Here is a 25,075-nt window from a genome sequence, read left to right as displayed (position 1 = left end):
TGGCGGCCGGGCCGCTGTGGGGGCCCGCCGCGCGGGGGGGGCCCCCCCCCCGTCCCGCGGGGGCCCCCCCCCGGCGGGGCGCGGGGGGGGGGGCGCGGGGGGGGGGGGGGGGGGCCCGCCCGCCCCCCCCACGGCACCGATCGGGCCCTTGCCGGGCTCAGTCGGAGGTGTCGGTGTCGTCCGAGGACGTCGCGGCACCCGCGTCCGGGCGGTAGACCCAGCAGGTGCGGTGGTGCGACTCGAACCGCTGCTGGAACGGCGCGGCGAGCGGGTGGTTGCGCAGCGCCAGGACGTTCTCGTCGTTCTGCCGCAGCGCCCGGTAGGTGAGGTTGTGGCTGCCCACGTAGAGGGTCGACTGGCTGCCCTGCCGCACGATCATGAACTTCTCGTGCATCGGGAGGCCGGCCTGGTTGCCGTTCGCGTCCTCGGTGTAGCCGCAGAGGTGGACGGGCATGGCCCTGGCGAGGTCCACCAGCGCGGGCATCGGGTTGCCCTTGTCGTGTGGGGCGCCGGACTTGGCGCCGGTGACGATCCGGACCTGGCATCCGCGCTTGAGCGCGGCCTTGAGTTCGTTCACCACCGCGCGGCGCTGGATCCGGAAGTTCGCCAGGTCGACCTTCGTCGACCCGGAGCAGGTGAGACCCTTGAGGATGCGCACGATCGGATCGTTGCTTCCGCTGCCCGGTGTGCTGCCGGCGGCCTCCCGGCGGGGGAACGTGTAGAGGCGGTGCGCGCCGGCCGCGAAGGTGCTGCCGCCGTTGTCGTCGGTCGCCCCGGACCGGCCGTGACCCATCAGGTCGTTGAAGTACCGCAGGTAGTCGGCGTACAGGCCGGCGTGGCTGATGGTGATGGCGTTCTCGTATGCCGCGTAGTAGTCGAGGTTGGCCGAGGACACGTAGACGACGTTGGTCGCCGTTCCGCCGCCCGCGAGCTGCACGCTGGAGATCGTCATGAACTTGTTGTGCATCAGCGGCGGGTTCCCCAACGGGGATGCCCCCGTCCGGTCGGTCATGCAGCCACGGGTCGACTGCTTGTCGGAGCGCCGCGTGCCGCACTCCACCACCGTGATCGACGGGGTCGCCTTGAGCGCCTGGTAGAAGGCGTCTCCGCTCCAGACCTGGCTGCCGTTGACGACGATGCGGACCCGTACGCCGCGAGCCGCGGCGGCGCGGAGGGCGTCGAGGACCTCCTGGCGGTTGAAGAAGTAGAGGGTGAGCGAGAGCGTGGCCCCGGGCGGCGTCGCGTTGACCAGACGGGCCACATGGGCGCCGACCCCCTTGTGCATGTCCTGGAACTCCGCCTTGGTGTTGAACCAGACGTAGTTGCGGACCTCGGAGGCGGCGATGGGGACCACCGCCGCGGCGGCAGCGGTCGGGGCGGCGGTGGTCCCGCCGGCGGTCCGCGCCGCGGCGGGGGTGACCGGCAGGGAGATCGCCGTCATGACGGCGGCGGCCAGGGCGAGGCCGCGTGGGTACGACATTCCTCTCACGCGGCACCCCACTCCGTCACGCGGTCCACGAACGATGTCGATCGCACGGTGATCAGTCCTTCCCCGTACTCCTGGGCGTGCCGGCGAGTCGGTCCGCCGCAGCCGGGTCACCCCTGGCCGGAGTGACCGTCGGAATCCATTGACCGCAACTGTCCCGCTCACCTGTGGAAGGACTGTGGAAGGAGGGTGAAAGCCGACCCGGAGCCGGGGGGACCGTCGGCTCAGGCCGTCATCCGGCCAACCGGGACATGTCCATGACCCAGTTGGTCCGCCAGGTCTGGCCCCCGTCGTAGGAGAACGACTGCTGCCACCGGGCCGCGTCCACCGCATCGTTGGTCCACTCGAACCGCACCTTCACCGGCCGCCCGCCGAGCACGTCGTCGCACTCGAAGGTGCCCCGGCCGTCGCGCCACCCGCCCTCGACCGGCGGGTCGAGGTGACCGGGCCGGCGGCTGGAGGCCCACCAGATCCGCCACACCCGCGCCTGCGGGTCGAACTGCCGCAGGGTGAACCCCTCGAACGGCTCCTCGCCGGGCGGCGCGTCGGTCCAGATGCGGTCGACGTGGCCGAGCCCGCCGAGGATCGGCTCGGCGTGCGCTCTCGCGTCGAACTCGATCCACTCGACGCAGTTCGGGTCGGTGACGTCACGCAACTTGCGGTTGCGTACCAGCCACCGCCCGAAGATGAAGTCGAAGTCGGCGCGGCCATCCTGCATGGCGATCTCCCCGTGAGCTGAAGCGGAACTGTGCCGGGAGCATGCCAGTGACCCCTGACAATCCCGGGCGGGCGGACGCCGGTGCCGCCGAGGGCACCTTTCCCATCAGTCACCATGACTTTTGTCCACTCGGGGGAAAGTTCCTCGGTCGCCGACGAAAGACCTGGACATGCCATCGGTAAGTCAGTAGTGTTCGATGCGTCGATATGTTTCATCGATGTGAAGCTGCAGTGTAGGTGGTTTTCGGCCGCGGCACCGGGCGGCGCAACCCGGGCGGCAGGTCGACGGGGGCGATTCGGCGACGATCCCCGACCTCGCTGCGGCCTGGCGGCCCGACGTGCACGAGGCCCGACCAACCGGCCGTGCCAACCCGACGTTCCCCAGCTTCGACGCGACGACGCGTCCGACCCCGCGCGCCCGTTACCCGGCGCGTCGGTCCCGACTGCCGAATGCCTCGCCCGACGGCCGTGGCGCCTCACCACGGTCGAGCGGTCGCGTGCCCTGCGCAGGGCGGCGGCCCGTGCACCGACGTAGCGCCGCGCGCCGCGCCGGTGATCCCCATCCGTCCGTGAAAGGGGCCTCCCATGAACGGCTTCCCACCACCTGTCCGGCCGTCGGTGGGCCACCCGCCCGGCCGGTGGTCGACGCTCCGCCCCCGGCGTCCGCTGACCGCGGTCGTCACGGCCCTGCTGCTGCTCGTCACCACCGCGCTGACCGGGGCGGCGGCGAGCGCCCGCCCCGCCGATCCGGACCGGGTCGCCACGGGCGGTTCGGTGCCCGTGGCCCAGGCCCAGGTGCTCACCTGGACCGCGGGCGACAGCTTCCTGTCCTACCGGTCGGCGCCGACCACGGCCGTCGCCGGACCGGCCACGCTGGTCTTCGAGAACAGCGCCGCGACCGGCAACACCACCGGCATGCAGCACACCCTGACCTTCGACACCGGCAACCCGGCGTACAACAGCGACGTCGACGTGAACATCCTGGCCGATCCGAGCGACGCCAACGGCGGCCGGTGGACGGTCGACGTGGTTCTCACCCCGGGGACGTACCGCTACTTCTGCGCCATTCCCGGCCACGGTGGCATGACCGGTCTCCTGGTGGTGTCCGGCGGCGGTTCGGACACCACCGCGCCGACCGCGACGGCCGAGGTGACCGGGGAGCGGGACGGCAGCGGCGCGTACCTGGGCAGCGCCACCGTGGCCCTGTCGGCCACGGACAGCGGCTCCGGCGTCGCCAAGATCGAGTATTCGCTGGACGGCGGCCCCTACGGCGTCTACTCGACGCCGGTGACGGTGAACCAGCCGGGCGGGCACACCGTCGACTACCGGGCGACCGACCAGGCGGGCAACACCTCGGCGGTGAAGACCGTCTCGTTCACCGTGGTCGCGCCCCCGGCGGGGGACACCACCGCGCCGACGGTGTCGGCGTCGGTCACGGGTCAGCGGGATGCCGACGGCGGGTATCTGGGCAGTGCGACGGTGACGGTGTCGGCGGTGGACAGTGAGTCCGGGGTGGAGCGGGTCGAGTACTCCCTCGATGGTGGCGGGTTCGTCGGCTATGCGGGGCCGGTGAGTGTCACCGTGGTGGGTCAGCACACGGTGGCGTACCGGGCGACCGACCGGGCCGGCAACACCTCGGCCGCGCAGTCGGTCTCGTTCACCGTGGTGACACCCCCGGGACCGGACACCACCGCGCCGACCACGTCGGCCGAGGTGACCGGGGAGAAGGACGCCGACGGCGCGTACCTGGGCAGCGCCACCGTCACCCTGGCCGCCACCGACGGCGGCTCCGGCGTCGACCGGATCGAGTACACCCTCGACGGGCAGCCGTACGCCACCTACTCGGCGCCGGTCGCGGTGAACCAGCCGGGCGGGCACACGCTCGGCTACCGGGCGACCGACCGGGCGGGCAACACCTCGGCGGTGAAGACCGTCTCGTTCACCGTGGCACAGCCGCCGGCGGGGGACACCACCGCGCCGACGGTGTCGGCGTCGGTCACGGGTCAGCGGGATGCCGACGGCGGGTATCTGGGCAGTGCGACGGTGACGGTGTCGGCGGTGGACAGTGAGTCCGGGGTGGAGCGGGTCGAGTACTCCCTCGATGGTGGCGGGTATGTCGGCTATGCGGGGCCGGTGAGTGTCAACGCGGTGGGTCAGCACACGGTGGCGTACCGGGCGACCGACCGGGCCGGCAACACCTCGGCCGCGCAGTCGGTCTCGTTCACCGTGGTGACACCCCCGGCGCCGGACACCACCGCCCCGACCACCTCGGCCATGGTGCACGGCCAGAAGAACGCCGACGGCGCCTTCGTGGGCAGCGCCACGGTGATGGTGTCGGCGACCGACGCCGTCTCGGGGGTCGACCGGATCGAGTACACCCTCGACGGGCAGCCGTACGCCACCTACTCGGCGCCGGTGACGGTGAACCAGCCGGGCGGGCACACGGTCGGCTACCGGGCGACCGACCGGGCGGGCAACACCTCGGCGGTGAAGACCGTGTCGTTCACCGTGGTCGCACCGCCGTCGGACGACACCACCGCGCCCACCGTGACCGCGTCGGTGACCGGTCAGGTCGACGGCGACGGCGGCTACCTCGGCAGCGCCACCGTGACGCTGTTCGCCGCGGACGCCGGCTCCGGCGTCGACCGGATCGAATACGCCCTCGACGGCGACGGGTACGTCCGCTACACCCGAGCGGTCACCGTCGACCAGCCCGGCGAGCACCTGCTCAGCTTCCGGGCCACCGACAGGGTCGGCAACACCTCCGGCACCGGATCGCTCACCTTCACCGTGATCGCGAGCGGGTCCGGCGTGTGCCGAGTGCCCGACACCCGGCCGACCGTCTGGTTCGGCACCCTGGACAGTGGCGTACCGAACCGGCCGGTCGAGGGCGACTGCACGATCAACAACCTCTTCGACGGCCAGCGGACCTGGGGCAGCCACGCCGAGTTCGTCAGCCACGTCAAGCTGGTCGCCGACCACCTGGTCCACCTTGCGGTGCTCAGCCAGCAGGAGCGCAACCGGCTGGTCAGCGCCGCCCGCAGCTCCGGCGTCGGCAAGCCGGAGGCCAAGAGCGGCTACCAGCGGCTGCTCGACTCCACGGCGGCGTCGTTCAGGCAGTGGGAGCAGGTCGGCGCGGGCGGCTTCCTCCGCAACGCCGACGGGTCGATCACCAGCCGGGCCGTCCCGGGGATGGGCCTGCTCTGGTTCCCGAAGCAGGCGTACCAGGACTTCTCCCTGAAGCTGCAGTGGCGCGACGACGCGCCCGGTGACAGCCGGGCCAACAGCGGGGTCTTCGCCCGTTTCCCGCAGGTCCACCAGCACCCCGACGAGTCCCGGCCGGAGTGGGTGGCCATCCGGTACGGCCACGAGCTGCAGATCCACGACAACCCCGGCGGCGACCGGTACAAGACCGGTTCGGTGTACGGCTTCGACGGGGTCGACCTGTCCGGTGCGCGGGTCACCCCCAAGGGCACCTGGAACGACTACGAGATCCGGGTGGTCGGCCAGCACTGGTCCGTGTTCCGCAACGGCGAGCTGATCAACGAGTACGTGAACACCCCCGAGGGGGTCTTCGACCCGCCCCGCCCCGACGACCCCGGTGGGGCCGGACGGCAGAGCGCGACCGGCTACATCGGCCTGCAGAACCACGGCACCGCCGACGTCATCAGCTTCCGGGACGTCCGGATCGCCCCGCTGACCCCGTCCCCCGCCGAACCCGGCAACTGAGCGAAGGGAACACCACCATGGCAAGGCAGCGAATCGAGCCCCGGCTGGTCTCCCGGGCGCACCCGGGCAGCCGGCCCCACCACGCCCGGCCGCACCCGCGCGGTCCGCTCGGCGTCGTCGCCCGTCGCGGGCCGCGGAACCTGCGGAGCGCCAGGTGACGGCGTTCGCCTGGCGGCTGACCGAGGCGGGCCGGACCCCGGAACCCGGACCGCCGCCGCTGGCCGGTACCGGCTCCACCGCCCGCCGGATGCTGGTCGTGGCCGTGATCGTGGCGCTGACCCTCGTCGGCGCGGGCGGGTTCGCGGCGGCCGGCTCGACCGCCGCCGTGTTCGCCGAGCGGCCCGACGGCTGCGACCGTCCGGACCGCAGCATCACGCTGTACGCGGTGGAGCTGCCCCGTGACGGCAACCAGATCCGGCTCGGCTACGGCCGTACCCCGGAGACGGCCTCCTATCCGGGGCCGACCATGGAGATGACCGAGGGGGAGTGCCTCGCCATCACCCTGCACAACCAGGTGCCTGCGGCGACCCTGGAGCAGTTGCGCACCGAGCCGACCCACCCGTTGGGCGTCTCGCTGCACGTGCACGGGGTGAAGTACACCCAGCTCTCCGACGGCACGGCGCAGAGCTACTCCTACGTCCCGCCCGGCCAGTCACGGACGTACACCTGGTACGCCCAGAAGCGTGACCGCACCACCGGGTCGCCGGGCACGGCCGGCTACTGGTGGTACCACGACCACGTGGTGGGCGGCCCGCACGGCACCCAGGGCCTCGGCGCCGGCCTGTTCGGCGGGCTGGTCGTCCGGCGACCGGGCGACCAGCGACCCGATCGGACCTACACGACCGTCTTCGGCGACCGGCAGAGCATCAACCTGCGCCGGGGCGCGGACACCGACACCTGCGACCACGACAACCCGCAGCCCGGCCCCACCTGCGTGGTGGCGAAGAAGGGGGAGCGGGTCGAGTTCATCGTCGTCGGCATCGGCAACGACATGCACACCTTCCACCTGCACGGGCACTCCTGGGCGGACACCCGCACCGGGTTGGTGACCGGCACCAACGCCCAGGCCGACCAGGTGCCGATCATCGACAACAAGACACTGGGACCGGGTGACTCGTTCGGCGTCCAGGTCGTCGCCGGCGACTCGGTCGGCCCCGGCCACTGGATGCTGCACTGCCACATGCAGTTCCACTCCGACGCCGGCATGTCCACCCTGATGCACGTGCTCGACGAGGACGGGAAGATGCCGCCCGGCGGCGGCCACGACCACACCGCCGCCAAGGGTGCCGCCGCCCCGCCGGGCGCCGGGACGGCGGCGCGGGCCGACGACGCCGGAACACACCAGCACAAGTGACCGCCGGCGGACGCCCGCAGGCGACCGCACCGCACCGGCGGCGGGGAACCCGTGGCCGCCGATCCAGTCAGGACCAGCGGCCACGGCCCCCGGCAACCTTCGTTCTCCCAGGTCCGCCTCAACCTGTAAAGGAGTCGAGATGGCCCACCGACGCCATTTCCGGATCTCCCCATGGCCCGGCCGACTCCGGTCCGCCCCGACCGGAAATCGCCCCGACCCCGGCTCCGCCCGGCCCCGCCGCCCCGGCGTACCCCGCCGGCTGGGTGCCCTGGCCACCTGCGCCGTGCTGGCGCTCGGCCTGCCGGCGACGCCGGCCCGGGCGGCGGCCCCCCACCCCGCTCCGGCCGCCGACGCCGTGGCCCCGGTGAAGGTGCTGGTCTTCCACGGCCCGGTCGACCAGCAGGACGACCCGGTCGCCCAGGCCGCCACCACGATCAGGAAACTCGGCCGGCAGCACGGCTTCACCGTCGACGTGTCCGCCGACCCGGGCGTGTTCACCGTCGGCAACCTGGCCCGCTACCGGGGCGTGCTGTTCCTGTCCGCCAACGGCGTGACCCTCGACGACGCCCAGGAGGCCGCCTTCCAGGCGTACGTCAAGGGTGGTGGCGGGTTCGTCGGCGTGCACGACGCGGTCCGCGCCCAGCCGAACTCCTCCTGGTTCACCGGCCTGGTCGGCGCCCGGCCGGGCGCCAGCCTGCCGAACGCGGAGAAGGTGGCCTCGGCCACCGCGAGCGCCGAGAACCCGCCGAACGAGACCGCCGCCAAGGCGGTCGACGGGTCGACCAGCAGCAAGTGGCTGACGTCCAAGCCCACCGGCTGGCTGACCGCGAAGCTGGACCGCCCGGTGGTGATCTCCCGGTACGCGCTGACCTCGGCCAACGACTTCCCGGGTCGGGACCCGAAGAACTGGCGGTTGCAGGGCTCCGCGGACGGCACCACCTGGACCGACCTGGACAGCCGCACCAACGAGACGTTCCCGCAGCGGTTCCAGACCAAGCAGTACGGCTTCACCAACGCCACCGCCTACCAGCACTACCGGCTCGACATCACGGCGAACAGCGGTGAGCCGGCGACCCAGCTGGCCGAGCTGTGGCTGATCGGACCGGACGCGGGGCCGGCGCCGGACAGCACGGTGCAGCAGGCGGTGGTCGACCTGACCGACCGGCAGCACCCGGCCAACAAGGGGCTGCCGCTGACCTGGACCCGGTCGGACCAGTGGATCAACTGGGACCCGAGCCCGACCGGCAAGGTGCACACCGTCGCGCAGGTCGAGGAGGGCACCTACCGGCCGGGCCTGAGCGGCAACGGGGCGTTCCACCCGATCTCCTGGTGCCAGGACTTCGACGGCGGCCGGTCGTTCTACACCGGCATGGGCCGCACCGAGGCGAGCTGGACCACCGACACGCAGTTCCAGAGCCACCTGGCCGGCGCGATCAGGTGGTCCACCGGGATGGTGCGGGGTGACTGCCAGGCGACCGTCGCCGCCAACTACCGCATCGACCGGCTGACCGCGGCCAACCAGCAGGGCCAGCTCGACCAGATCGGCGAGCCGCACGGGTTGACCATCGCCGAGGACGGCCGGATCTTCTACATCGGCAAGGCCGCCTGCCCGACCGGGCCGGTGGTGAGCTGGGACGACCCGAAGGTCGGCCTCGGCTGCGGCACGATCCACCAGTGGGACCCGAAGACCGGGCAGGTCAAGCTGCTCACCACGTTGCCGGTGATGGGCAACCGGGGCAGCGGCAGCGAACTGGTCAAGAACGAGGAGGGCCTGGTCGGCATCACCCTGGACCCGGCGTTCGCCCGGAACGGCTGGCTCTACGTCTACTGGATGCCGCACGAGTCGATCGACCGGGACAAGCGGATCGGCAAGCGGACCGTCTCCCGGTTCACCTACGACCCGGCGAGGCAGAGCATCGACCAGGGCACCCGGAGGGACCTGCTCTCCTGGGACACCCAGATCCACAGTTGCTGCCACGCCGGCGGCGGGATGACCTTCGACGAGAGCGGCAACCTCTACGTCGGCAGCGGCGACAGCAACTCCTCCGGCGGCTCCGACGGGTACTCCGGCAACAACTGGACCCAGGACTACCAGGGCGTATCGTTCCAGGACGCCCGGCGCACCTCGGGCAACACCAACGACCTCAACGGCAAGATCCTGCGGATCCACCCCGAGGACGACGGCACCTACACCGTCCCGGCGGGCAACCTGTTCACCGGCGCGGAGGAGGGCGGCGGCAAGACCCGTCCGGAGATCTACGTGATGGGCGTGCGCAACATCTCCCGGATCGCCTGGGACCCGGTCAACCACTGGCTCACCGCCGGATGGGTGGGCCCGGACGCCGGTGCGCCCAGCCCCGAGCTGGGCCCGGCGAAGTACGACACGGCGACCGTCATCACCTCGGCGGGCAACCAGGGCTGGCCGTACTGCATGGGCAACCGGCAGCCCTACCGGGACCGCAGCAACACCGACGCCAAGGTGCTGACCGGCTGGTACGACTGCGACAACCTGAAGAACACCTCGCCGCGCAACACCGGTCTGGTGGACCTCCCACCGGCCCGGGACAACATGATCTGGTACTCCCCGCAGGGCGGCGGACCGGTCTACCCGCAGCGGACCGACGGCAGTGGCCTGCCGACCTACCGGCTCGGCGACGAGACCTTCACCGAGTCGTACCTCAAGGGCGGCGGCCAGGCCATCATGGACGGCCCCACCTACCAGCGGGAGAAGGTCGACACCACCAGCGGGGTGGCGTGGCCGGAGTACTGGGACGACAAGTGGTTCATCGGCGACCAGTCCAACGCCAACAACCGGATCGCGGTGACCGTCGACCCGAAGACCGTCCGGAAGCAGGGCCGGCCGGCCTTCGCCGAGGACCTGCGCGCCATCGTCCGCTCCGGCAACGGCGCCAACCAGCTCCAGTCCTGGATGGACGCCAAGTTCGGTCCGGACGGCGCGTTGTACCTGCTCGACTACGCCGGCGGCTTCTTCAGCCTGCACGCCAACCAGAAGCTGGTCCGGGTCGCCTACACCGGTGGGCCGGCCACGCCGAACCCGGGTGACGCCGGCGTCCGGCCGGTCACCCCGAGCGACCCGACGGAGGTCCGGTTCTCCAGCGCCAGGGCCGGCGGGGTGGCCTGGGAGTGGACCTTCGGCGACGGCAGCCCGACCTCGCACGAGGCCAACCCCACCCACCGGTACCCGGACTTCGGCTCCTACCAGGTCACCCTGAAGGTGACCTACGCCAACGGCGAGGTGGCGACCACCGTCCTGCCGGTCGACGTCGGCTGCGTCGCGCCCGACACCCGCACCACGGTACGGATGCTCGACACCGACACCCAGGTCGCCAACTACGCGGTCGGCGGCGGCTGCACCGTCAACGACCTGATCGACGACGAGCGGGACTGGACCAACCACCCGCAGTTCGTCCGGCACGTCCAGGACGTGGTCGCGCGGTTGCGGGCCGACGGCGTGCTCGACCAGCGGGACGCGAACCGGCTGAACCGGGCGGCCAACCAGTCGGAGGTCGGCACCACCGCCGGCTACCGGCCCGTCTTCGACGGCACCGCGCAGTCGCTCGCCGCCTGGCGGCAGGCGCCCAGCGGATCGTTCTCGCTGCGCACCGACGGCTCGATCCGCAGCTCCGGGGGCCTGGGCATGCTCTGGTACGCCGGCAAGGAGTTCGGCGACTTCTCCGTCCGGCTGAAGTTCCGGGACGTCTCCGCCGGTGCCACGTACGCCAACAGCGGTGTCTTCACCCGGTTCCCGGACCCCCGGACCCCGGTCGACCAGCGGCCCGAGTGCGGCCGGGTCGGCTCGGCCGCAGGCTCGCCGGCCTGGGTGGCGATCTACTGCGGACACGAGATCCAGGTGTACGACGGTCCGACCGGTGAGCCGCAGAAGACCGGTTCCGTCTACAACTTCGACCCGGTCGGGCTGGACCAGGCCCGGCCCACCCCGAAGGGGCAGTGGAACGACTACGAGGTCCGCGTCGTCGGGCAGCACTACACGATCATCCGCAACGGCGTGGTGATCAACGAGTTCGACAACACACCGGGCAGGGCCTCGTCCCGGCAGGGTGACCCGCCGACCGACCTGCGCCAGTTCCTCAGCGGGTACGTCGGGTTGCAGAACCACGGCACCAACGACCTGATCGAACTCCGCGACGTTCGGGTGCGGGAGTTGTAGGAGCGGCACCGGGTGCCGGGTGCGGGGCAGCGACCTCGCACCCGGCATCCCTCGCGCTAGAGCAGTTGTCGGCGGGCGAGGGCCCGGAGCGCGACGTAGCCGGGCAGCGCGGGCAGCCAGAACGTCGCCAGCCGGTAGATCAGGACACCGGCCACCGCCGTCTCGGGCGCCACCGCGTAGAGCAGCAGGCCGGAGACGAGGGCGGCCTCGGTGGCGCCGAGCCCGCCGGGTGTCGGGGCCGCCGAGGCGACGCCCTCGCCGACGACACACACCAGGATCACGGCGGGGACGAGTTCCAGGCTGGTGGGTAGGCCGACGGCGAGCAGGGCCAGGTAGAGGCAGGCGCCGTAGGTGATGGTGAGGGCCAGGCACACGGCGACGAGGCGGACCAGCCGGTTGTTGCGGGTCAGCGCCCGCAGGGCGGCGAGGGCCTGGTGGGCGGCGGCGTGTCCCCGGGTACGCAGTCGCGGCACGGCGAGCGCCGCCGCGGCCAGGAGCAGCACGGCGACGACGGCCAGGAGGACGGGCAGTCCCTTGGCGGTGCCCGTCCGCACCAGGTCGCGGCCCGGTTGCCGGGCGAAGGGCAGCAAGACGGGCAGCAGCAGGACGACGGAGACGACACCGGCGATCCGGGAGACCGCGACCGCGGTGGCCGATTCCGGCGCGGACAGACCCTTCTGGTGCAGGTAGCGGAGGCTGAGCGCGGCACCGCCGATGCTGCCCGGGGCGAGCCGGTTGGCGAAGGACGCGGCGACCTGCACCACCGTGGTCTGCCCGAGGGGGAGGCGGCGGGCGGCGGACAGCCGCAGTGCGAGGGCGCTGAGCAGGTAGGTGAGGGCCGAGCCGAGCAGGGTGAGGATGACGGCCACCGGATCGGCGTGCAGGATCAGGTGCAGGGCGGTGCGTACCTGGCCGATCTGGGGTAGCAGGAAGTGGACGAGCAACCCGAGCATGACCAGCAGAAAGATGCCGCGCGGGGTGATCCGGACGACCCGGGCGAGCCGGTCCGCCCGGTCCGGGCAGTGCTTCAGGATCTCGTCGTGTAGCTGATCGAGCAGGTCCCGGTGCTCCCGGACTGCCCTGCGGCCGGCCCGGGACAGCAGCGGCGGTTGCAGGAACGGCAGGCTGTCCGCCACCGGCCCGGCGCCGAACTGCTGGACCGCGGCGGCGACCACGGTCCGGGCGTCGGCCCGGCAGGCGAGGGTGACCAGCAGTTCCACGATGTCGCGGGCCTGCTGGTCGGCGGGGGCGTTGTCCGTCCCGAAGCTCAGATCGACGAGGTAGGCATCGCCGCCCCGGAGCATGATGTTCGCCGCCCGGAGGTCCCGGTGGGCCAGCCCGGCGCGGTGCAGCAGGGCCACCTGACGGCAGATCTCGCTGAGCACGGCGGGTGCGAGTTCGCCACCGACCGCGCTCAACGGTTGCCCGTCGACGAACTCCTGGACCAGCAGGGCGTCGCCGTTCCGCCCGGTGACGACGGTGACGAAGGCGGGGGTCCGTACGCCGGCCCGCGCGGTGAGCAGCGAGAGGTACGCCTCGTGCTCGTTCTTCTGTTTGGCGGTGACGTAGGGCGGCTCGTCCTCGACGTTGCGGTAACGGATGCGGCGGTAGACCTTGTAGGCCCAGTCGGCGTCCCGCTGCTCGCCGCCGGTGGCCTTGACGAAGAGCCGGCGGCCCTCGGCGGTGGTGGCCTGCCACGGGCGGGAACCCCGTGCGTCACCGGCGATCGGTTCCAGCCCGGTGACGTGGATGCCACGCCGCCGTAGCATCCGCCGGACCCCGCCGGCCGACTGCTGCGGGCCGGCCCGGCCGACCAGCAGGCGGGTCAGGCAGACGGCCAGCCAGCCGACCAGGAATCCGCCGATCGCGTCGGCGGGCAGGTGCGCGCCGACGTGGACGCGGGCGACGGCGACCAGCAGGACGACCGCCCAGACGTACCCACGCCGGTGTCGGGGTACGGTGCGGGCGACGACGAGACCCAACGCGGAGGCGACCGCGACGTGCCCGGACGGGTAGCCGTACCTCCCGGTGATCGTGTCGTGGATCCGGATGTCGGCCAGCAGGGCGGCGGGCCGCTCCCGCGCCACCGCGATCTTGGCGACCACCGCCAGCCAGTAGGCCAGGTTCCCGGCAATCAGCAGGTCCCGGGCGAGGGCGAGGCGTCGTAGCGCGACCGCGCCCAGGGCGGCGGCGAACACCGTGAGGTAGGAACCGAGCTGCATGACCACCACCAGCACCGGGGTCACGACGGCCGGTAGCTGGTTGATCAGGGTGAACAGGTGCCATTCTGTGCCGCTGACGGCTCGGTGACGGACCAGCAGACCGAGCGCGGTGAGCAGGCCGGTGGAGGTGGCCAGGCTGAACACCAGCGCCGGTGACGGCTGATGCCTCCGGTCCATCGCCAGCCCTCGCAAACCAGACCCGCCACGGGATCGGGATCCCGGGCCCTGCCTGACCCTACGGCGCGGGCCCGGGTCCGTGCCGCCGTTCGGCGCAGGCCGCCCGATTCGGGCAGCGCGGGCCAGGGCCTCGACCAGGGGTGACCGGATCTGCCCCGGAAGGAACCTCGGCTATAGTCGCCGCATGCACGCCGGGCGCAGCCATGTCGGCGTCGACGGGCGCAGACCGCTGTCGACGCTGTTCGTGCTGGCCGTCCTCGTGGTCGTGCTGGGCGCGGCACGGGCGGTGGGCCTGTGCATCGTCTTCAGGCTGGGACGCCGTGCCGTGCCGGGCTGTGTGCCGGCCTGGTCCGCCGACCGGGCCCCGCCGCGGTTCGCCGCTGTCGCCTGACACCCGCGCGCCGTGACCGAGGCGGCCCGATCACCGTCGGGCCTGTCGTGTCGCCAACCCACGTTGCCGGCCGAGCGCGCCGCGCGCCGCTGACCCCGCACGCTCCGCCAACCCGCTGACGGCCACCGTCGGCGGGCCGCCGGGTGCTGGCCGTCGGGCTGCGGCGCTCGGCACGATCGTGACCGGGCCCGCTGCCCGGCTCCGGCGCGGGCGGGGCGGGTAGCGCCGTCGGGCCGGCGGCACCTGCCGGCACCGGGCTGGTCCACCGATCCCCGACGCGACCGCCGCGCGGCGCGATGCGGGTGTCGACCAGCCGACCCCACAGGTCCCACTCGTCACATCCCCTGCGGAGCTGCCCCATGGAAGTCGAACGCACCCCACTGCCCGGTATCGGCATGCGCCACTGCTTCACCACGGCGGACGGTCGCCGGGTGGGTGTCGTCACCCACCGTGCCGGCGGCCGTCGCGACCTGGTCCACGACGACGGCCGGGACCCGGACAGCACGTGCAGCCTGACCCTGACGCGCGCCGAGGCGATCACGCTGGCCGGGCTGCTCGGCATCATCGACCTCGTCGAGGTGACCGACCGTCGGGACCAGGGTGACGCCGGCCACGAGCCGCCGACCGGATCCGGGTCATGACCCGCCGCTGCGCGCGTCGCGGGTCGGCGGTCGCCGCGCCGGAGTACGGGGCGCGGACGCACCCGGCCAGCAGGCAGGACGAGCTCGACGTGCTGCGGATGGTCCTCGAAGAACAGTACGAGCGACACCGCACCCAACTCGCGTTGCTCGCCCGGCAGGCCGGTCGGCCCGGCCACCCGGCCACCGACACGGACACCGGCGCGGCGCTGACGGCCGTGTCGCGTCGCGCGCTCGGCGACCTCGCCCGCGCCCTGACCCACCTGGAACAGGGCCGGTACGGCAGTTGCCGACGGTGCCGGACCGACATCGCCATCGAGTACCTGGCCCACCGCCCCGCGGCGAGGTTCTGCCCGCGCTGCGTGGCCGCGCCCATCCCGCCGCGTGGCCGGCGCCGGATGGCCTGAGCACAACGGAAGAAGGAACAGGTATGTCATCCGAACACGAGCAGCGGCACCCGTCGACGCGGGTGGTCGGCTCACCGCACCACGTCGCGGTCGTCGGGGCCGGGATGGTGGGGCTGTCCACCGCCTGGTTCCTGCAGGAGGCGGGCGCGCAGGTCACGGTGTACGAGCGGGACCAACCGGGCGCCGGGGCCTCCTGGGGCAATGCCGGATGGTTGACGCCCGGGTTGACCGCGCCGCTACCGGAACCGGCGGTGCTGCGGTACGGGCTGCGGGCGGTGCTCAGTTCCCGGTCACCGGTGTACCTGCCGCCGCGTGCCGACCGCGACCTGCTGCGTTTCCTCGTCTCGTTCGTGACGCACAGCACGGCGCGGCGGTGGCGGCGGGGCATGGCTGCCTACGTGCCGCTGAACGAGCGGGCGCTGGAGGCGTTCGACGTGTTGGCCGCCGGTGGGGTGGCCGCGCAGACGTACCGGGCGAGCAGCTTCCTGGCCTGCTTCGCCGGTGAACGCGATGCCCGGGGCCTGCTGACCGAACTGGAGCGGATCCGCGCCGCCGGTCAGGAGGTCAGCTTCCACCCGGTCACCGGGTGGCGGGCGCGGGCCCTGGAACCGGCGCTGACCGACCGGGTGACCGCCGCCATCCAGATCTACGGGCAGCGCTACCTGCACCCGCCCGACTTCGTGCGGTCGCTCGCCGAGGCGGTGCGGGCGCGCGGCGGTGAGATCGTCGAGGGCGTCGACGTGGTCGACGTGCTACCCCGGCCCGGCGGCGTCGCGGTGGTCGGTGGCACCGGCGAGCGGCGGCAGCATGACGTGGTCGTCATCGCCACCGGCGCGCTGCTCGGCGAGTTGGCCGCGCGCTTCGGGATGCGGCAGCCGGTGCAGGCCGGTCGCGGCTACAGCTTCAGCGTGCCGGTGCGGCAGATGCCGCGCGGCCCGCTCTACTTCCCGACGCAGCGGGTGGCCTGCACGCCGTTGGGCGATCGGCTGCGGGTGGCCGGGATGATGGAGTTCCGCCGTCCCGGCGATCCGCTCGACGGACGCCGGATCAGGGCCATCGTCGATGCCGTCCGGCCGTTGCTGACCGGCGTGGACCTCGACGACCGGCGCGACGAGTGGGTCGGCTCCCGGCCGTGCACGCCCGACGGGCTGCCGCTGGTGGGTGCCACCGCCGCACCACGGGTGTTCGTTGCCGGCGGCCACGGCATGTGGGGTGTCGCGCTCGGACCCGTCACCGGTCAGTTGGTGGCCCAGGCCGTGCTCAAGGGCGAGGTGCCGCCGGAGTTGGCGCCGTTCGACCCGCTGCGCTAGGTCGTCGTCCGAGGAGTCGGTCCGCCCGATCGGGCGGTGGGGTGGGGCCCCGCTCAGCGGAGCCCCACCCCGGGTGCGTCGACCAGCCACCCTGGCCGCCGGCGATCCGGCCGTCCGGGTGCGCCCCGGGCGGTGGAACCTCGTTCGCCCGGGGCGGTGGAACCTCAGGAGAACAGCAGGACCGACTTGCGGGTGGCGGTGCCGAAGCTCAGGTTCCGCCCGCCGGTGCCGGCCACCGGGGTGACCGCCACCTCGAAGGTGAGGGTCGTGCCGGCGGGGACCTGGTGGTTCTCGTTGGCGCTGATCGTCACGAAGTCACCACCGATCAGCGTCGGGTCGACCGTCACCGTCTGCTGGTTCAACGGCTGGACGGTCTGCGTCGGGTTGCCGGGGAAGGTGTAGACCGCCCGGAGCCGGACCAGGTCGCCCTGGTGCAGACCCACCAGGTCGATCTTCGACTGGTGACCGATGACTCCGGTGGCGGAGATCCGGTATGCGGTGTTGCCGTCGCTCCACCGGATGGGGTGGAAGGCGCCGTCCGCCGGGATCGCGAAGCCGGGGAAGATGGTGACGATAGAGACTGTCTGCACGTCCGTGCCTCCTGCTGTGGTAGCGCCGATCATCACCGCGAACTCGGTGTCCGTGCCCCGGAACGCGTTCGCGTCGCAGGTGTGCTGCGCGCCGATCCGGGCGGTGCTGGTGTACTGCCAGATCCGTGGCACGGCGGACGGGGTGCCGTACGCCTCCCAGCCGGGACCGGTGTCCCCGCCGGCCCTGGTGTAGGCGGTGGTGAAGCTCTCGTCGAGGTTGTGCGGGTAGTTGGCGTTCCAGCGTGGGAAGTGGCCCAGGGAACTGGAGCCGTACTGGCCCTTGGAGGCGTACATCACCGCGATCCTCTTGGTGCGTGCCTCCAGCTCGGTGCCGACCTGGACGCCGACGAGCGGTGCGACGTCGTCGTAGGGCCACCGTTCCAGGTCGATCTGCCAGAAGAAGCCGGGCCAGGTGCGCCACCAGGGCAGGTGGGTGTCGGCGTAGGTGATCGCGGTCTGCGCCTGGGTGGCCGCCGGCACCCCGGAGCGGACCACGACGTACATCCCGAGGTAGGGGATGCCGGCGTCGCGGCCGGCGGCCAGGATCCAGCCGCAGCTCAGGCTGTGGAACACGTTGGACGGTGTCTGTTCCGTCCCTTTGCTAGTGAGAAAGTGGATACCCAGGCCCGCCGCGGCGGCGACCCGGGCCGGGGTCAACCCCCTGCTGACGTCGTAGTCGCTGGTATCCCATCCATAGAGCGTCACGGGCCGCACCTCCGGCGCCGAACATCGAGTGGTGAAGGGCGGGCAGGTCGATGCTGCCCGCTGGGACGCCTCCGCAGCCGGGGCGGAATGTGAATGTTTTCCGCCCAACGTCACGAATAGCGTTGTATGAACCGTACGTCGCCGGCGGAGTAATGAAACCCCTGGTCAGGGGTCATTTCGGTGGGTGCGAATTGCGGCTTCGTGTCCCCGAGCCCGTCCTACCGGTCGGCCCGGTGCTGGCAGGCGGGCCGACCGACCCGGCCCACGGTCCTGGGCGCCGCTAGCCCCGACCGGCCACGGTGTCCAGCGCCGCCAGGAAGTCGTCCACCAGGTCGGCGGTGTCCTCGATGCCGGTGGAGACGCGGACCAGCCCGTCCCCGATGCCGGCGGCGGTCAGTTGTTCGGCGTCCACGATGCCGGCCCACATCGACCGGGGGTGCACCACCAGCGTGCTGACGCTGCCCAGGCTGGCCGCCCGTTTGGCCAGTCGCAGCCCGGCCAGCAGCCCGGCGGCCCCCGCCCGCCCCGCCGTCAGGTCGACGCTGAGCACCCCGCCGAAGCCGGTCATCTGCCGACGGGCCAGCGCCTGCTGGGGATGCGACGGCAGCCCCGGGTAGCGGACCCGGGCCACCGCCGGGTGCCCCTCCAGGGCGCGGGCCAGGGCGAGCGCGTTGGCGTTGTGCCGCTCCACCCGCAGCGGCAGCGTACGGATGCCGCGCAGCAGCAGCCAGGCGTCCACCGGGCCGAGGGTGCTGCCGGTGACGATCGCCGTCTGCCACACCCGATCGACCAGCTCGGCGGAGCCGACGACCACCCCCGCCGACACGTCGGAGTGGCCGCCGAGGAACTTGGTGCCGCTGTGCCAGACCAGGTCCGCCCCGGTGCTCAGTGGACGCTGGTTCACCGGCGTGGCGAAGGTGTTGTCGACCACCACCAGCGCGCCCGCCGCATGGGCCAACTCCACCACGGCCGTCAGGTCGGTCAGCTCCAGCAGCGGATTGCTCGGTGTCTCCACCAGCACCAGGCGGGTCCGTGGTCGCAGCGCCCGTTCGAAGGCTCCGGTGTCGGTCTGGTCGACCTGGGTGCACGAGACCCCGAACCGCGCCAGCAGCCCGGTGGCGAGCGAGGTGGTGCCGCCGTACGTGCTGCGCTGCACCACCACGTGGTCGCCGGCGGCGAGCAGGGCCAGCGCGATGGTACTGATCGCACCCATCCCGGAGGCGGTGACCAGGCCCGTCTCGGCGCCCTCCAACTCGGCGACCACGGCGGCCACCTGGGCGTGGTTGGGGTTGCCGTACCGGGTGTAGAAGGCGCTGCTCCGGGTCTCGGTGGCGATCGCGGTGAACCGCTCGTCGGACTCGGCGCTGAAGGTCGCGCTCTGCACGATGGGCGGCGCCACCGCCCCGGCCGGGACCAGGCCGTCGTCGCCGTGCACCGCGGTGGTGCCGAAGCCGGTCACCGATGCTCCTCTCGCCGATCGGTCACTCACCGTACGCCACCGGTGTCCCGGCCCGCCTCGGACGCCGCGCGGGACGGCCACTCGTGGGCCAGGACGGCGAAGACGAGCTGGTCGGCCCACTCGCCCCGGAACAGGTAACTCTCGACGTGGTGCGCCTCCTGGCGCATGCCGAGCCGGACCATCAGGCGGGCGGACGCCTCGTTCCGGCCGTGGCACCGCGCGTAGATCCGGTGCAGCCCCACCTCGTCGAACCCCCAGCGCAGGAGCGCAGTGGCCGCCTCGGTGGCCAGCCCGCGACCCCCGTGGTCGGGGTGGAGGACGTAGCCGAGTTCCGCCGTGCGGTCGAGCTGGCTGCGCCAGACCAACTCCACCGTCCCGATCACCCCGGCGTCGGCGACCACGGCCAGGGTCAGGCAGTCGCCCTCCGCCCGCAGCGCGTCCTCGCCCGCCATCGCGACCACCGACGCGCGCGACTGCTCACGGGTCCGCGGCCCGGTGCCGAGCATCCAGCGGACGACGTCGGGTCGGCGCTGATACGCGTACACGTCGTCGAGGTCGTCCAGCGTGACCGGGCGCAAGGTGAGCCGCGCGGTGCGAATCGGGTACGTCGGCCGGAACATCAGGCGATTCTAGGGAAGCCGGAGGTGAGCTGGCCCCCCGATTTTCGGGGCGGGCACCCGGCGGTGGCCGGCCGCCGGTCCCGGCGTGCCGGCCCGTGCCCGCCGCGTCCGGCCGGCCGGTTCCGTCGGCCCAGAGGTGCCGCCCAGGTCAACCCTGGGCCGCTGCCCCCTCGACCGGGCCGTCCGGCCCGGCGGCGGCCAGCAACGCGACCAGGTCGTCCAGGGTGTCCAGTGGGCGGCCGGGGCCGCTCAGCTCGACCTCGACGCCGTACTCCGACTCGATCGCGTCGACCAGGCGCAGCAGTCCGAGGGAGTCGACGCCGAGGGCGATCATGGACCCGCCGGCGAGCACCTGGGCCGCCGGGACCTCCCCTCCGGTGGCCTCGCTGACCAGTTCCGCGATCCGCTCGCGCAGGTCGGTGCTACCCATCAGAACTCCTTTCCGGACTGCCGGACGATCTCGGCGATCTCCCCGATGGTCGGGGTGTCGAAGAAGGCGTCGAGCGGCACCTCGACCCCGAGCCGCTGCTGGATCCGGCCGCTGATCCGGGTGATGGTCAGCGAGTGCCCGCCCAGGTCGAACAGGTCCTCGTGGACACCGATGTCGGGGATCCGCAGCACCTCCTGCCAGATCAGCCGGAGCTGCTCCACCACCGGGTCGTCGCCGGTCCCGGTGTCGGTGGGGGACGTGTCCACGGCCGCCTCGCGGGTCGCCTCCGGGGCGTCCAGGGCCGCCAGGGCGGCCCGGTCGACCTTGCCGTTCGGGCTCAGCGGCAGCCGGTCGAGCGCCACGAAGTCGGTGGGCAGCACCGCCTGCGGCAGGCTCGCCGCCAGGTGCCGGCGTAGCTCGGCCGGCTCCGGGGCGGTGCCCGTCCGGGCCACCAGGTACGCGACCAGGCGGGGCTCGTCGGCGTCCCGCCGCAGCACCGTCGCCGCACCGGTCACGTCGGGATGGTCGAGCAGCCGGGCGTCGATCTCACCCAGCTCGATCCGGTGCCCCCGGATCTTGACCTGGTCGTCGGTGCGGCCGAGGAAGTCGATCCGCCCGTCCGGCAGCCACCGGCAACGGTCGCCGGTGCGGTAGAGCCGCTCGCCGTCCGGCCCGAACGGGGCCGGTCCGAACCGCTCGGCGGTGCGGTCGTCCCGCCCCAGGTAGCCGGCGGCCAGCCCGGCGCCGGCCAGGTACAGCTCGCCGGGCACCCCGACCGGCGCGGGCCGGCGCGCCTCGTCCAGCACATACGCCCGCACGTTCGGCAGCGGCCGTCCGATGGTGACCTCGTCCGGGTCGGCGGGGATGTCGGCCATCGTCGCGTACACGGTCGCCTCGGTCGGCCCGTACCCGTTGACCAGGCGGGCGGTGCGGGCCCGCAGGTCCCGGGCCAGGGCGACCGGCAACGCCTCGCCGCCGGCGACCGCGACCAGCGGCTCCGGGGCGTCCCCGGCGGCGCCCAGGCCGGCCTCCAGCAGCACCCGCCAGCCCGACGGGGTGGCCTGGGCGTGGGTCACGCCGGCGGCGCGCACCAGCCGCAGCACGCCCGCCCCGTCCAGGGCGCTGACGGCCGAGGCGACGACCACCCGGCCGCCGGTGACCAGCGGCAGGAAGACCTCCACGGCGGAGATGTCGAACGACAGCGACGTCAGGTGCAGCCACCGGTGCTCGGGGCCGCTGTCCAGCAGGTCCCGCACGCCCAGCAGCAGGTTGGCCAGCGCCCCGTGCCGCACCGCCACGCCCTTCGGGTGGCCGGTCGAGCCGGAGGTGTAGAGCACGTACGCGAGGTCGTCGGCCGCCGGCGTCCCGGTGGCGGCGGCCTGCGCCGGGACGGGGCCGTCGAGCAGGTCGGTCCGGTCGAGGGCGAGCGTGGGCCGGGCCAGCTCGGTCGCGGCGGACGTGACGACCAGCGCCGGCTCGGCGTCGGCGAGGACGAGCTGCTGGCGGGCCGGCGGGTGGCCCGGGTCGACCGGCAGGTACGCGGCGCGGCAGCGCAGCACCGCCAGCAGGGTGACCACCGCCTGCCAGGACCGGTCCAGCGCGACCGCGACGAGCGCGCCGGGCTCGACCCCCCGCTGCCGGAGCAGCGCGGCGAGCCGGGTGGCGGCGGCGTCGAGCTGGGCGTAGCTCAGCGTCCGGTCGCCGTCGACGACGGCCGGCGCGTCCGGGTCGGCGGCGACCCGGGCGGCGAACAGGGCGGGCACGGTCGCTCCGGCGGGGTACTCCCGGGCGGTGTCGTTCCAGGCCCGGGTGACCCGGTCCAGTTCGTCGGCGGGCAGCGCCGGCAGGTCCGCCACCGGCCGGTCGGGGTCGGCGACCGCCCCGGCCAGCATGGTGCGTAGCTGCCCGCCGATCCGGCGTACCGCGTCGGTGTCGATGGCCGACGGGCTGTGCTGGAGGCTGACCGTGATGCCGGTGGGGGCGTCCACGATCTGCACGTGCAGGGCGTTGCGGGCGGCACCGCAGAACAGCGTCCAGTCGACCTCGCTGGTCACCCGGGGGAAGACCGGCTCGGTGCCGCGCCGCCGGTAGCCGATGCTGACCGGGGTCGCCGCCGGCGCGGGCCGCAGTCCGGGCACGGCGTGGGCCAGCGGCACGGCGCGGTGCCGGTACACCTCGCGCAGCCGGGCCCGGACGGCGCGGGCGTGGTCGCGGAACGTGTCGCCGGCCGGGTCGGCGGTGACGGGTAGCTCGTTGACGAACAGCCCGACCCGGTCGGCCTGGTCCGGGGTGCGGGTGGACAGCGCCACCCCGACCGGCGTGCCCCGGTTGCCGTACCGCGCGAGCAGGGCGTGCAGCACGGCGAGGAGCAGCTCGAAGCGGGTCACCCCGATCGACCGGGCGGCCCGGTCGACGCCGTCGACCAGCTCGGCGGGCAGGTCGACGGGCACGGCGGCGCCGGGCTCCGCGCCGGTGGGCAGCCGGCGCAGGCCGGGCAGGACCACGTCGCCGGGGCCGGACCAGTGCCGCGCCCAGTAGTCGCGGGCGGCGGGCAGGTCGACGGCGACGCGCTGCTGTTCGGCCGCCGCGAGGCCCGCGTAGTCGTCGGCGCCCCGCCCCGGGCCGGCGTACCCGTCGGCACCCTGCGCCGGGCCGCCGGTTGCGGCGGCGTACGCGGCGGCCAGGTCGCGGGCGAGGACGTCCTTGGACATGCCGTCGAAGGCCAGGTGGTGGGCGGTGACGAGCAGCAGGTGCGTCCCGTCGACGCCGGTCAGCAGGGTGAACCGGGACAGCGGCCCGGACCGCAGGTCGTGCGGACGGGCGATCTCCTCGGCGACCCGGGCGTCGGTCAGCTCGCCGAACGTGACCGTCGGGCGGGTGTCGGCCGGCGCCAGCCGGGGCGTGCCGTCGTCGTCGGTGGCGACCCGGGCGGCCAGCACCGGGTGCCGGTCGGTCACCGTGGCGCACGCCGCGACGAGCGCCGGCCGGTCGAGTTCGGCGGCGAACCGGACGCCCAGCGCCATGTGGTACGCCGTGCCGGCGACCCCGGCCTGCTCGGTGAACCAGACGGCGTGCTGCGCGGATGTCGCCTCGGCGGTGCCCACATGATCTCCCATGGTCGTACCTTCGGTGCTGGTGGTCAGTTGTCGAACAGGCTGGTGAGCTGCCGTTTGAGCACCTTGCCGCCCTCGTTGCGGGGCAGCCGGTCCAGCAGCAGGAGCCGGGCGGGTAGCTGGTAGTCGGCCAGCCGGTCGACGAGGAAGCCGCGCAGCGCCGGCAGGGACAGCCCGTCCGGGCCGGCCTGCGCCCGGGGCACCACGGCGGCGGCCACCGCCGAGCCGAGCACCGGGTGCGGCACGCCGACGACGGCTGCCTCGGCGACGAGCGGGTGCTCGTGCAGGGCCGCCTCGACCTCCAGGGTGGAGACCTTGAACGCGCCGGTCTTGATCACGTCCTGGTGCCGGTCGGTGAGGTACAGGTAGCCGTCGGCGTCGACGCGGCCGACGTCGCCCATCCGTACCCAGCCGTCCCGGAAGGTGGCCCGGTTGGCCGCGTCGTCGCGGTAGTAGGCGCGGGGGTACGGGGCGCGCAGCCACACGTCGCCGGTCGTCCCGGCGGGCAGCGGGTTGCCGTCGGCGTCGGCGACCATGAGCTGGCCGCCGACCGGCCGGCCGACCGCGTCCCGCCGGGCCGGGTCGTAGATCATGGTGGTCTGGGCCGGGGCCGCCTCGGTGGAGGTGTAGTAGTTGACGATCGTGGCCTGCGGGAACGCCTCGGCCAGCCGGGCCGCGACCGCCGGGGCCAGGGGCGCGGCGGTGGAGCCGATGAGCTGCACGCCGGAGGTGTCCCGGCCGCGCAGCGCCCCGGAGTCGAGCAGTTCGACGGCGATCGACGGGACCACGAACACGGTGCCCGTGCCCGGAGCCTCGACCAGCCGGGCGAACCGGGCCGGGGTGAACCGGGGCAGGGTGAGCGCGGCGGCCTTCGCGGTGAGCGCGTTGAGCAGCATGGTCTGCCCGGCGTTGGTGCCGATGGCGAAGGCGTGCAGGAACCGTTCCGAGTGGGCCAGGGCCAGCCGGCGCGGGTGGTTCGGCGCGCCGGCGGTGAGGTTGGCGTGGCTGGCCGCCACACCCTTGGGGCGGCCGGTCGTGCCGGAGGTGTAGAGGATCTGCGCGTGGTCGCCGGGGCGGGCGGCGGCCGGGTCGGGGTCGTCGCCGGGTCCGGCGAGCAGGTCGCCGCAGGTCCAGACCGGCAGACCGGGCGGGGCCGGCGGGGCGGTGGTGTCGTCGCCGTGCACGACGGCGGTGGCCGCGCAGTGCGTCAGCGCGTGCCCGAGCTGCCCGGCGGCGAGCCGGTCGGACAGCGGTACGGCGACCCCGCCGGCCCGCAGCACCCCGCAGTACGCCACGGCGTACCGGGTCCAGTCCCGGGCGCCGAACACCAGGCCGACGCGGTCGCCCCGGCGCAGGCCCCGACGCAGCAGCGCGCCGGCGACGGCGGTCGCGCCGGCGGACCACTCGGCGAAGGTCAGCGCCGCCACCCCGTGCACCTCGACCGCCACCCGGTCCGGGTGCAGGGCGGTGCGCCAGTCGAGCAGACCGGGCAGGGTCCGGGGCGGGGGCGTCCCGCCGCCGGTGGTCGTCGCGGTCAC

The 25,075-nt window shown here is 73.4% G+C and carries 16 protein-coding genes; 7 read left to right on the top strand and 9 right to left on the bottom strand.

Translation table 11 applies throughout. The annotated features are described in order from the left end of the window. Positions 1-157 precede the first annotated feature (157 nt). Both ACIQG9_RS01875 and ACIQG9_RS01870 read right to left on the bottom strand, forming a co-directional pair. The gene (locus tag ACIQG9_RS01875) at positions 158-1,480 is read right to left on the bottom strand and encodes a phospholipase D-like domain-containing protein (RefSeq protein ID WP_400397375.1); all 1,323 of its coding nucleotides are present in this window, start codon (positions 1,478-1,480) and stop codon (positions 158-160) included. A gap of 238 nt (positions 1,481-1,718) precedes the next feature. Then, positions 1,719-2,204, bottom strand: coding sequence for a hypothetical protein (locus tag ACIQG9_RS01870; protein WP_400397373.1), 486 nt, complete (start codon positions 2,202-2,204; stop codon positions 1,719-1,721). Between the two features lie 584 nt (positions 2,205-2,788). On the opposite strand from ACIQG9_RS01870, the gene ACIQG9_RS01865 reads away from it, so the two are divergent. From ACIQG9_RS01865 to ACIQG9_RS01855, 3 genes are all read left to right on the top strand, one after another. After that, positions 2,789-5,932: an OmpL47-type beta-barrel domain-containing protein gene (locus ACIQG9_RS01865; RefSeq protein WP_400397370.1), complete on the top strand. Its 3,144-nt coding sequence runs from the start codon at positions 2,789-2,791 to the stop codon at positions 5,930-5,932. A gap of 154 nt (positions 5,933-6,086) precedes the next feature. Beyond that, complete coding sequence (locus tag ACIQG9_RS01860; RefSeq protein WP_400397368.1) at positions 6,087-7,286, top strand: multicopper oxidase domain-containing protein; 1,200 nt, start codon at positions 6,087-6,089, stop codon at positions 7,284-7,286. A 139-nt stretch (positions 7,287-7,425) separates the two neighbouring features. Beyond that, positions 7,426-11,475, top strand: a complete 4,050-nt coding sequence (locus tag ACIQG9_RS01855) for a ThuA domain-containing protein (RefSeq protein WP_400397365.1) — start codon at positions 7,426-7,428, stop codon at positions 11,473-11,475. Positions 11,476-11,531: 56 nt separating this feature from the next. On the opposite strand, the gene ACIQG9_RS01850 is transcribed toward ACIQG9_RS01855, so the two are convergent. Beyond that, entirely contained in the window at positions 11,532-13,874 is a 2,343-nt protein-coding gene (locus ACIQG9_RS01850) for a lysylphosphatidylglycerol synthase domain-containing protein (protein ID WP_400397362.1), read from the bottom strand. 184 nt (positions 13,875-14,058) lie between these two features. On the opposite strand from ACIQG9_RS01850, the gene ACIQG9_RS01845 reads away from it, so the two are divergent. The 4 genes from ACIQG9_RS01845 to ACIQG9_RS01830 all read left to right on the top strand — a co-directional run bounded on the left by ACIQG9_RS01845 (position 14,059) and on the right by ACIQG9_RS01830 (position 16,620). Next, the gene (locus ACIQG9_RS01845; RefSeq protein ID WP_400397359.1) at positions 14,059-14,265 is read left to right on the top strand and encodes a hypothetical protein; all 207 of its coding nucleotides are present in this window, start codon (positions 14,059-14,061) and stop codon (positions 14,263-14,265) included. 359 nt (positions 14,266-14,624) lie between these two features. Then, a complete protein-coding gene (locus tag ACIQG9_RS01840) occupies positions 14,625-14,906 on the top strand; it encodes a potassium transporter TrkA (protein WP_400397356.1) in 282 nt (93 codons plus the stop codon). After that, positions 14,903-15,310, top strand: a complete 408-nt coding sequence (locus tag ACIQG9_RS01835) for a hypothetical protein (RefSeq protein WP_400397353.1) — start codon at positions 14,903-14,905, stop codon at positions 15,308-15,310. Before ACIQG9_RS01840 ends, ACIQG9_RS01835 begins: the two co-directional genes overlap by 4 nt. Positions 15,311-15,333: 23 nt before the next feature. Further along, positions 15,334-16,620 carry an NAD(P)/FAD-dependent oxidoreductase gene (locus ACIQG9_RS01830; RefSeq protein WP_400397351.1) on the top strand — a complete coding sequence of 429 codons (1,287 nt, stop codon included), beginning with the start codon at positions 15,334-15,336 and terminating at the stop codon, positions 16,618-16,620. Positions 16,621-16,784: 164 nt separating this feature from the next. On the opposite strand, the gene ACIQG9_RS01825 is transcribed toward ACIQG9_RS01830, so the two are convergent. The 6 genes from ACIQG9_RS01825 to ACIQG9_RS01800 all read right to left on the bottom strand — a co-directional run bounded on the left by ACIQG9_RS01825 (position 16,785) and on the right by ACIQG9_RS01800 (position 25,075). Next, the gene (locus ACIQG9_RS01825) at positions 16,785-17,915 is read right to left on the bottom strand and encodes a hypothetical protein (protein WP_400397348.1); all 1,131 of its coding nucleotides are present in this window, start codon (positions 17,913-17,915) and stop codon (positions 16,785-16,787) included. Positions 17,916-18,195: 280 nt separating this feature from the next. Then, positions 18,196-19,374 carry a trans-sulfuration enzyme family protein gene (locus ACIQG9_RS01820; protein ID WP_400397346.1) on the bottom strand — a complete coding sequence of 393 codons (1,179 nt, stop codon included), beginning with the start codon at positions 19,372-19,374 and terminating at the stop codon, positions 18,196-18,198. Positions 19,375-19,400: 26 nt separating this feature from the next. Further along, positions 19,401-19,994, bottom strand: a complete 594-nt coding sequence (locus ACIQG9_RS01815; RefSeq protein WP_400397344.1) for a GNAT family N-acetyltransferase — start codon at positions 19,992-19,994, stop codon at positions 19,401-19,403. Between the two features lie 148 nt (positions 19,995-20,142). Next, positions 20,143-20,424, bottom strand: coding sequence for an acyl carrier protein (locus tag ACIQG9_RS01810; protein WP_400397342.1), 282 nt, complete (start codon positions 20,422-20,424; stop codon positions 20,143-20,145). Beyond that, positions 20,424-23,540 (bottom strand): amino acid adenylation domain-containing protein, encoded by a 3,117-nt coding sequence (locus ACIQG9_RS01805; RefSeq protein WP_400397339.1) that lies wholly within the window; start codon positions 23,538-23,540, stop codon positions 20,424-20,426. Before ACIQG9_RS01805 ends, ACIQG9_RS01810 begins: the two co-directional genes overlap by 1 nt. Before the next feature lie 23 nt (positions 23,541-23,563). Beyond that, positions 23,564-25,075: an AMP-binding protein gene (locus ACIQG9_RS01800; protein WP_400397336.1), complete on the bottom strand. Its 1,512-nt coding sequence runs from the start codon at positions 25,073-25,075 to the stop codon at positions 23,564-23,566.

Source organism: Micromonospora sp. NPDC092111 (assembly GCF_044755745.1).
Classification (GTDB): Bacteria; Actinomycetota; Actinomycetes; order Mycobacteriales; family Micromonosporaceae; genus Micromonospora.
Note: the sequence above shows the minus strand (reverse complement) of the source record. Positions and strands in the feature narration are given on the sequence as shown.

Excerpts from the sequence above, each read along its gene's own strand:
- ACIQG9_RS01875 (WP_400397375.1), bottom strand. The coding sequence starts at position 1,480 with ATGTCGTACCCACGCGGCCTCGCCCTGGCCGCCGCCGTCATGACGGCG.
- ACIQG9_RS01870 (WP_400397373.1), bottom strand. The coding sequence starts at position 2,204 with ATGCAGGATGGCCGCGCCGACTTCGACTTCATCTTCGGGCGGTGGCTG.
- ACIQG9_RS01865 (WP_400397370.1), top strand. The coding sequence starts at position 2,789 with ATGAACGGCTTCCCACCACCTGTCCGGCCGTCGGTGGGCCACCCGCCC.
- ACIQG9_RS01855 (WP_400397365.1), top strand. The coding sequence starts at position 7,426 with ATGGCCCACCGACGCCATTTCCGGATCTCCCCATGGCCCGGCCGACTC.
- ACIQG9_RS01850 (WP_400397362.1), bottom strand. The coding sequence starts at position 13,874 with ATGGACCGGAGGCATCAGCCGTCACCGGCGCTGGTGTTCAGCCTGGCC.
- ACIQG9_RS01845 (WP_400397359.1), top strand. The coding sequence starts at position 14,059 with ATGCACGCCGGGCGCAGCCATGTCGGCGTCGACGGGCGCAGACCGCTG.
- ACIQG9_RS01840 (WP_400397356.1), top strand. The coding sequence starts at position 14,625 with ATGGAAGTCGAACGCACCCCACTGCCCGGTATCGGCATGCGCCACTGC.
- ACIQG9_RS01835 (WP_400397353.1), top strand. The coding sequence starts at position 14,903 with ATGACCCGCCGCTGCGCGCGTCGCGGGTCGGCGGTCGCCGCGCCGGAG.
- ACIQG9_RS01830 (WP_400397351.1), top strand. The coding sequence starts at position 15,334 with ATGTCATCCGAACACGAGCAGCGGCACCCGTCGACGCGGGTGGTCGGC.
- ACIQG9_RS01815 (WP_400397344.1), bottom strand. The coding sequence starts at position 19,994 with ATGTTCCGGCCGACGTACCCGATTCGCACCGCGCGGCTCACCTTGCGC.
- ACIQG9_RS01810 (WP_400397342.1), bottom strand. The coding sequence starts at position 20,424 with ATGGGTAGCACCGACCTGCGCGAGCGGATCGCGGAACTGGTCAGCGAG.
- ACIQG9_RS01805 (WP_400397339.1), bottom strand. The coding sequence starts at position 23,540 with ATGGGAGATCATGTGGGCACCGCCGAGGCGACATCCGCGCAGCACGCC.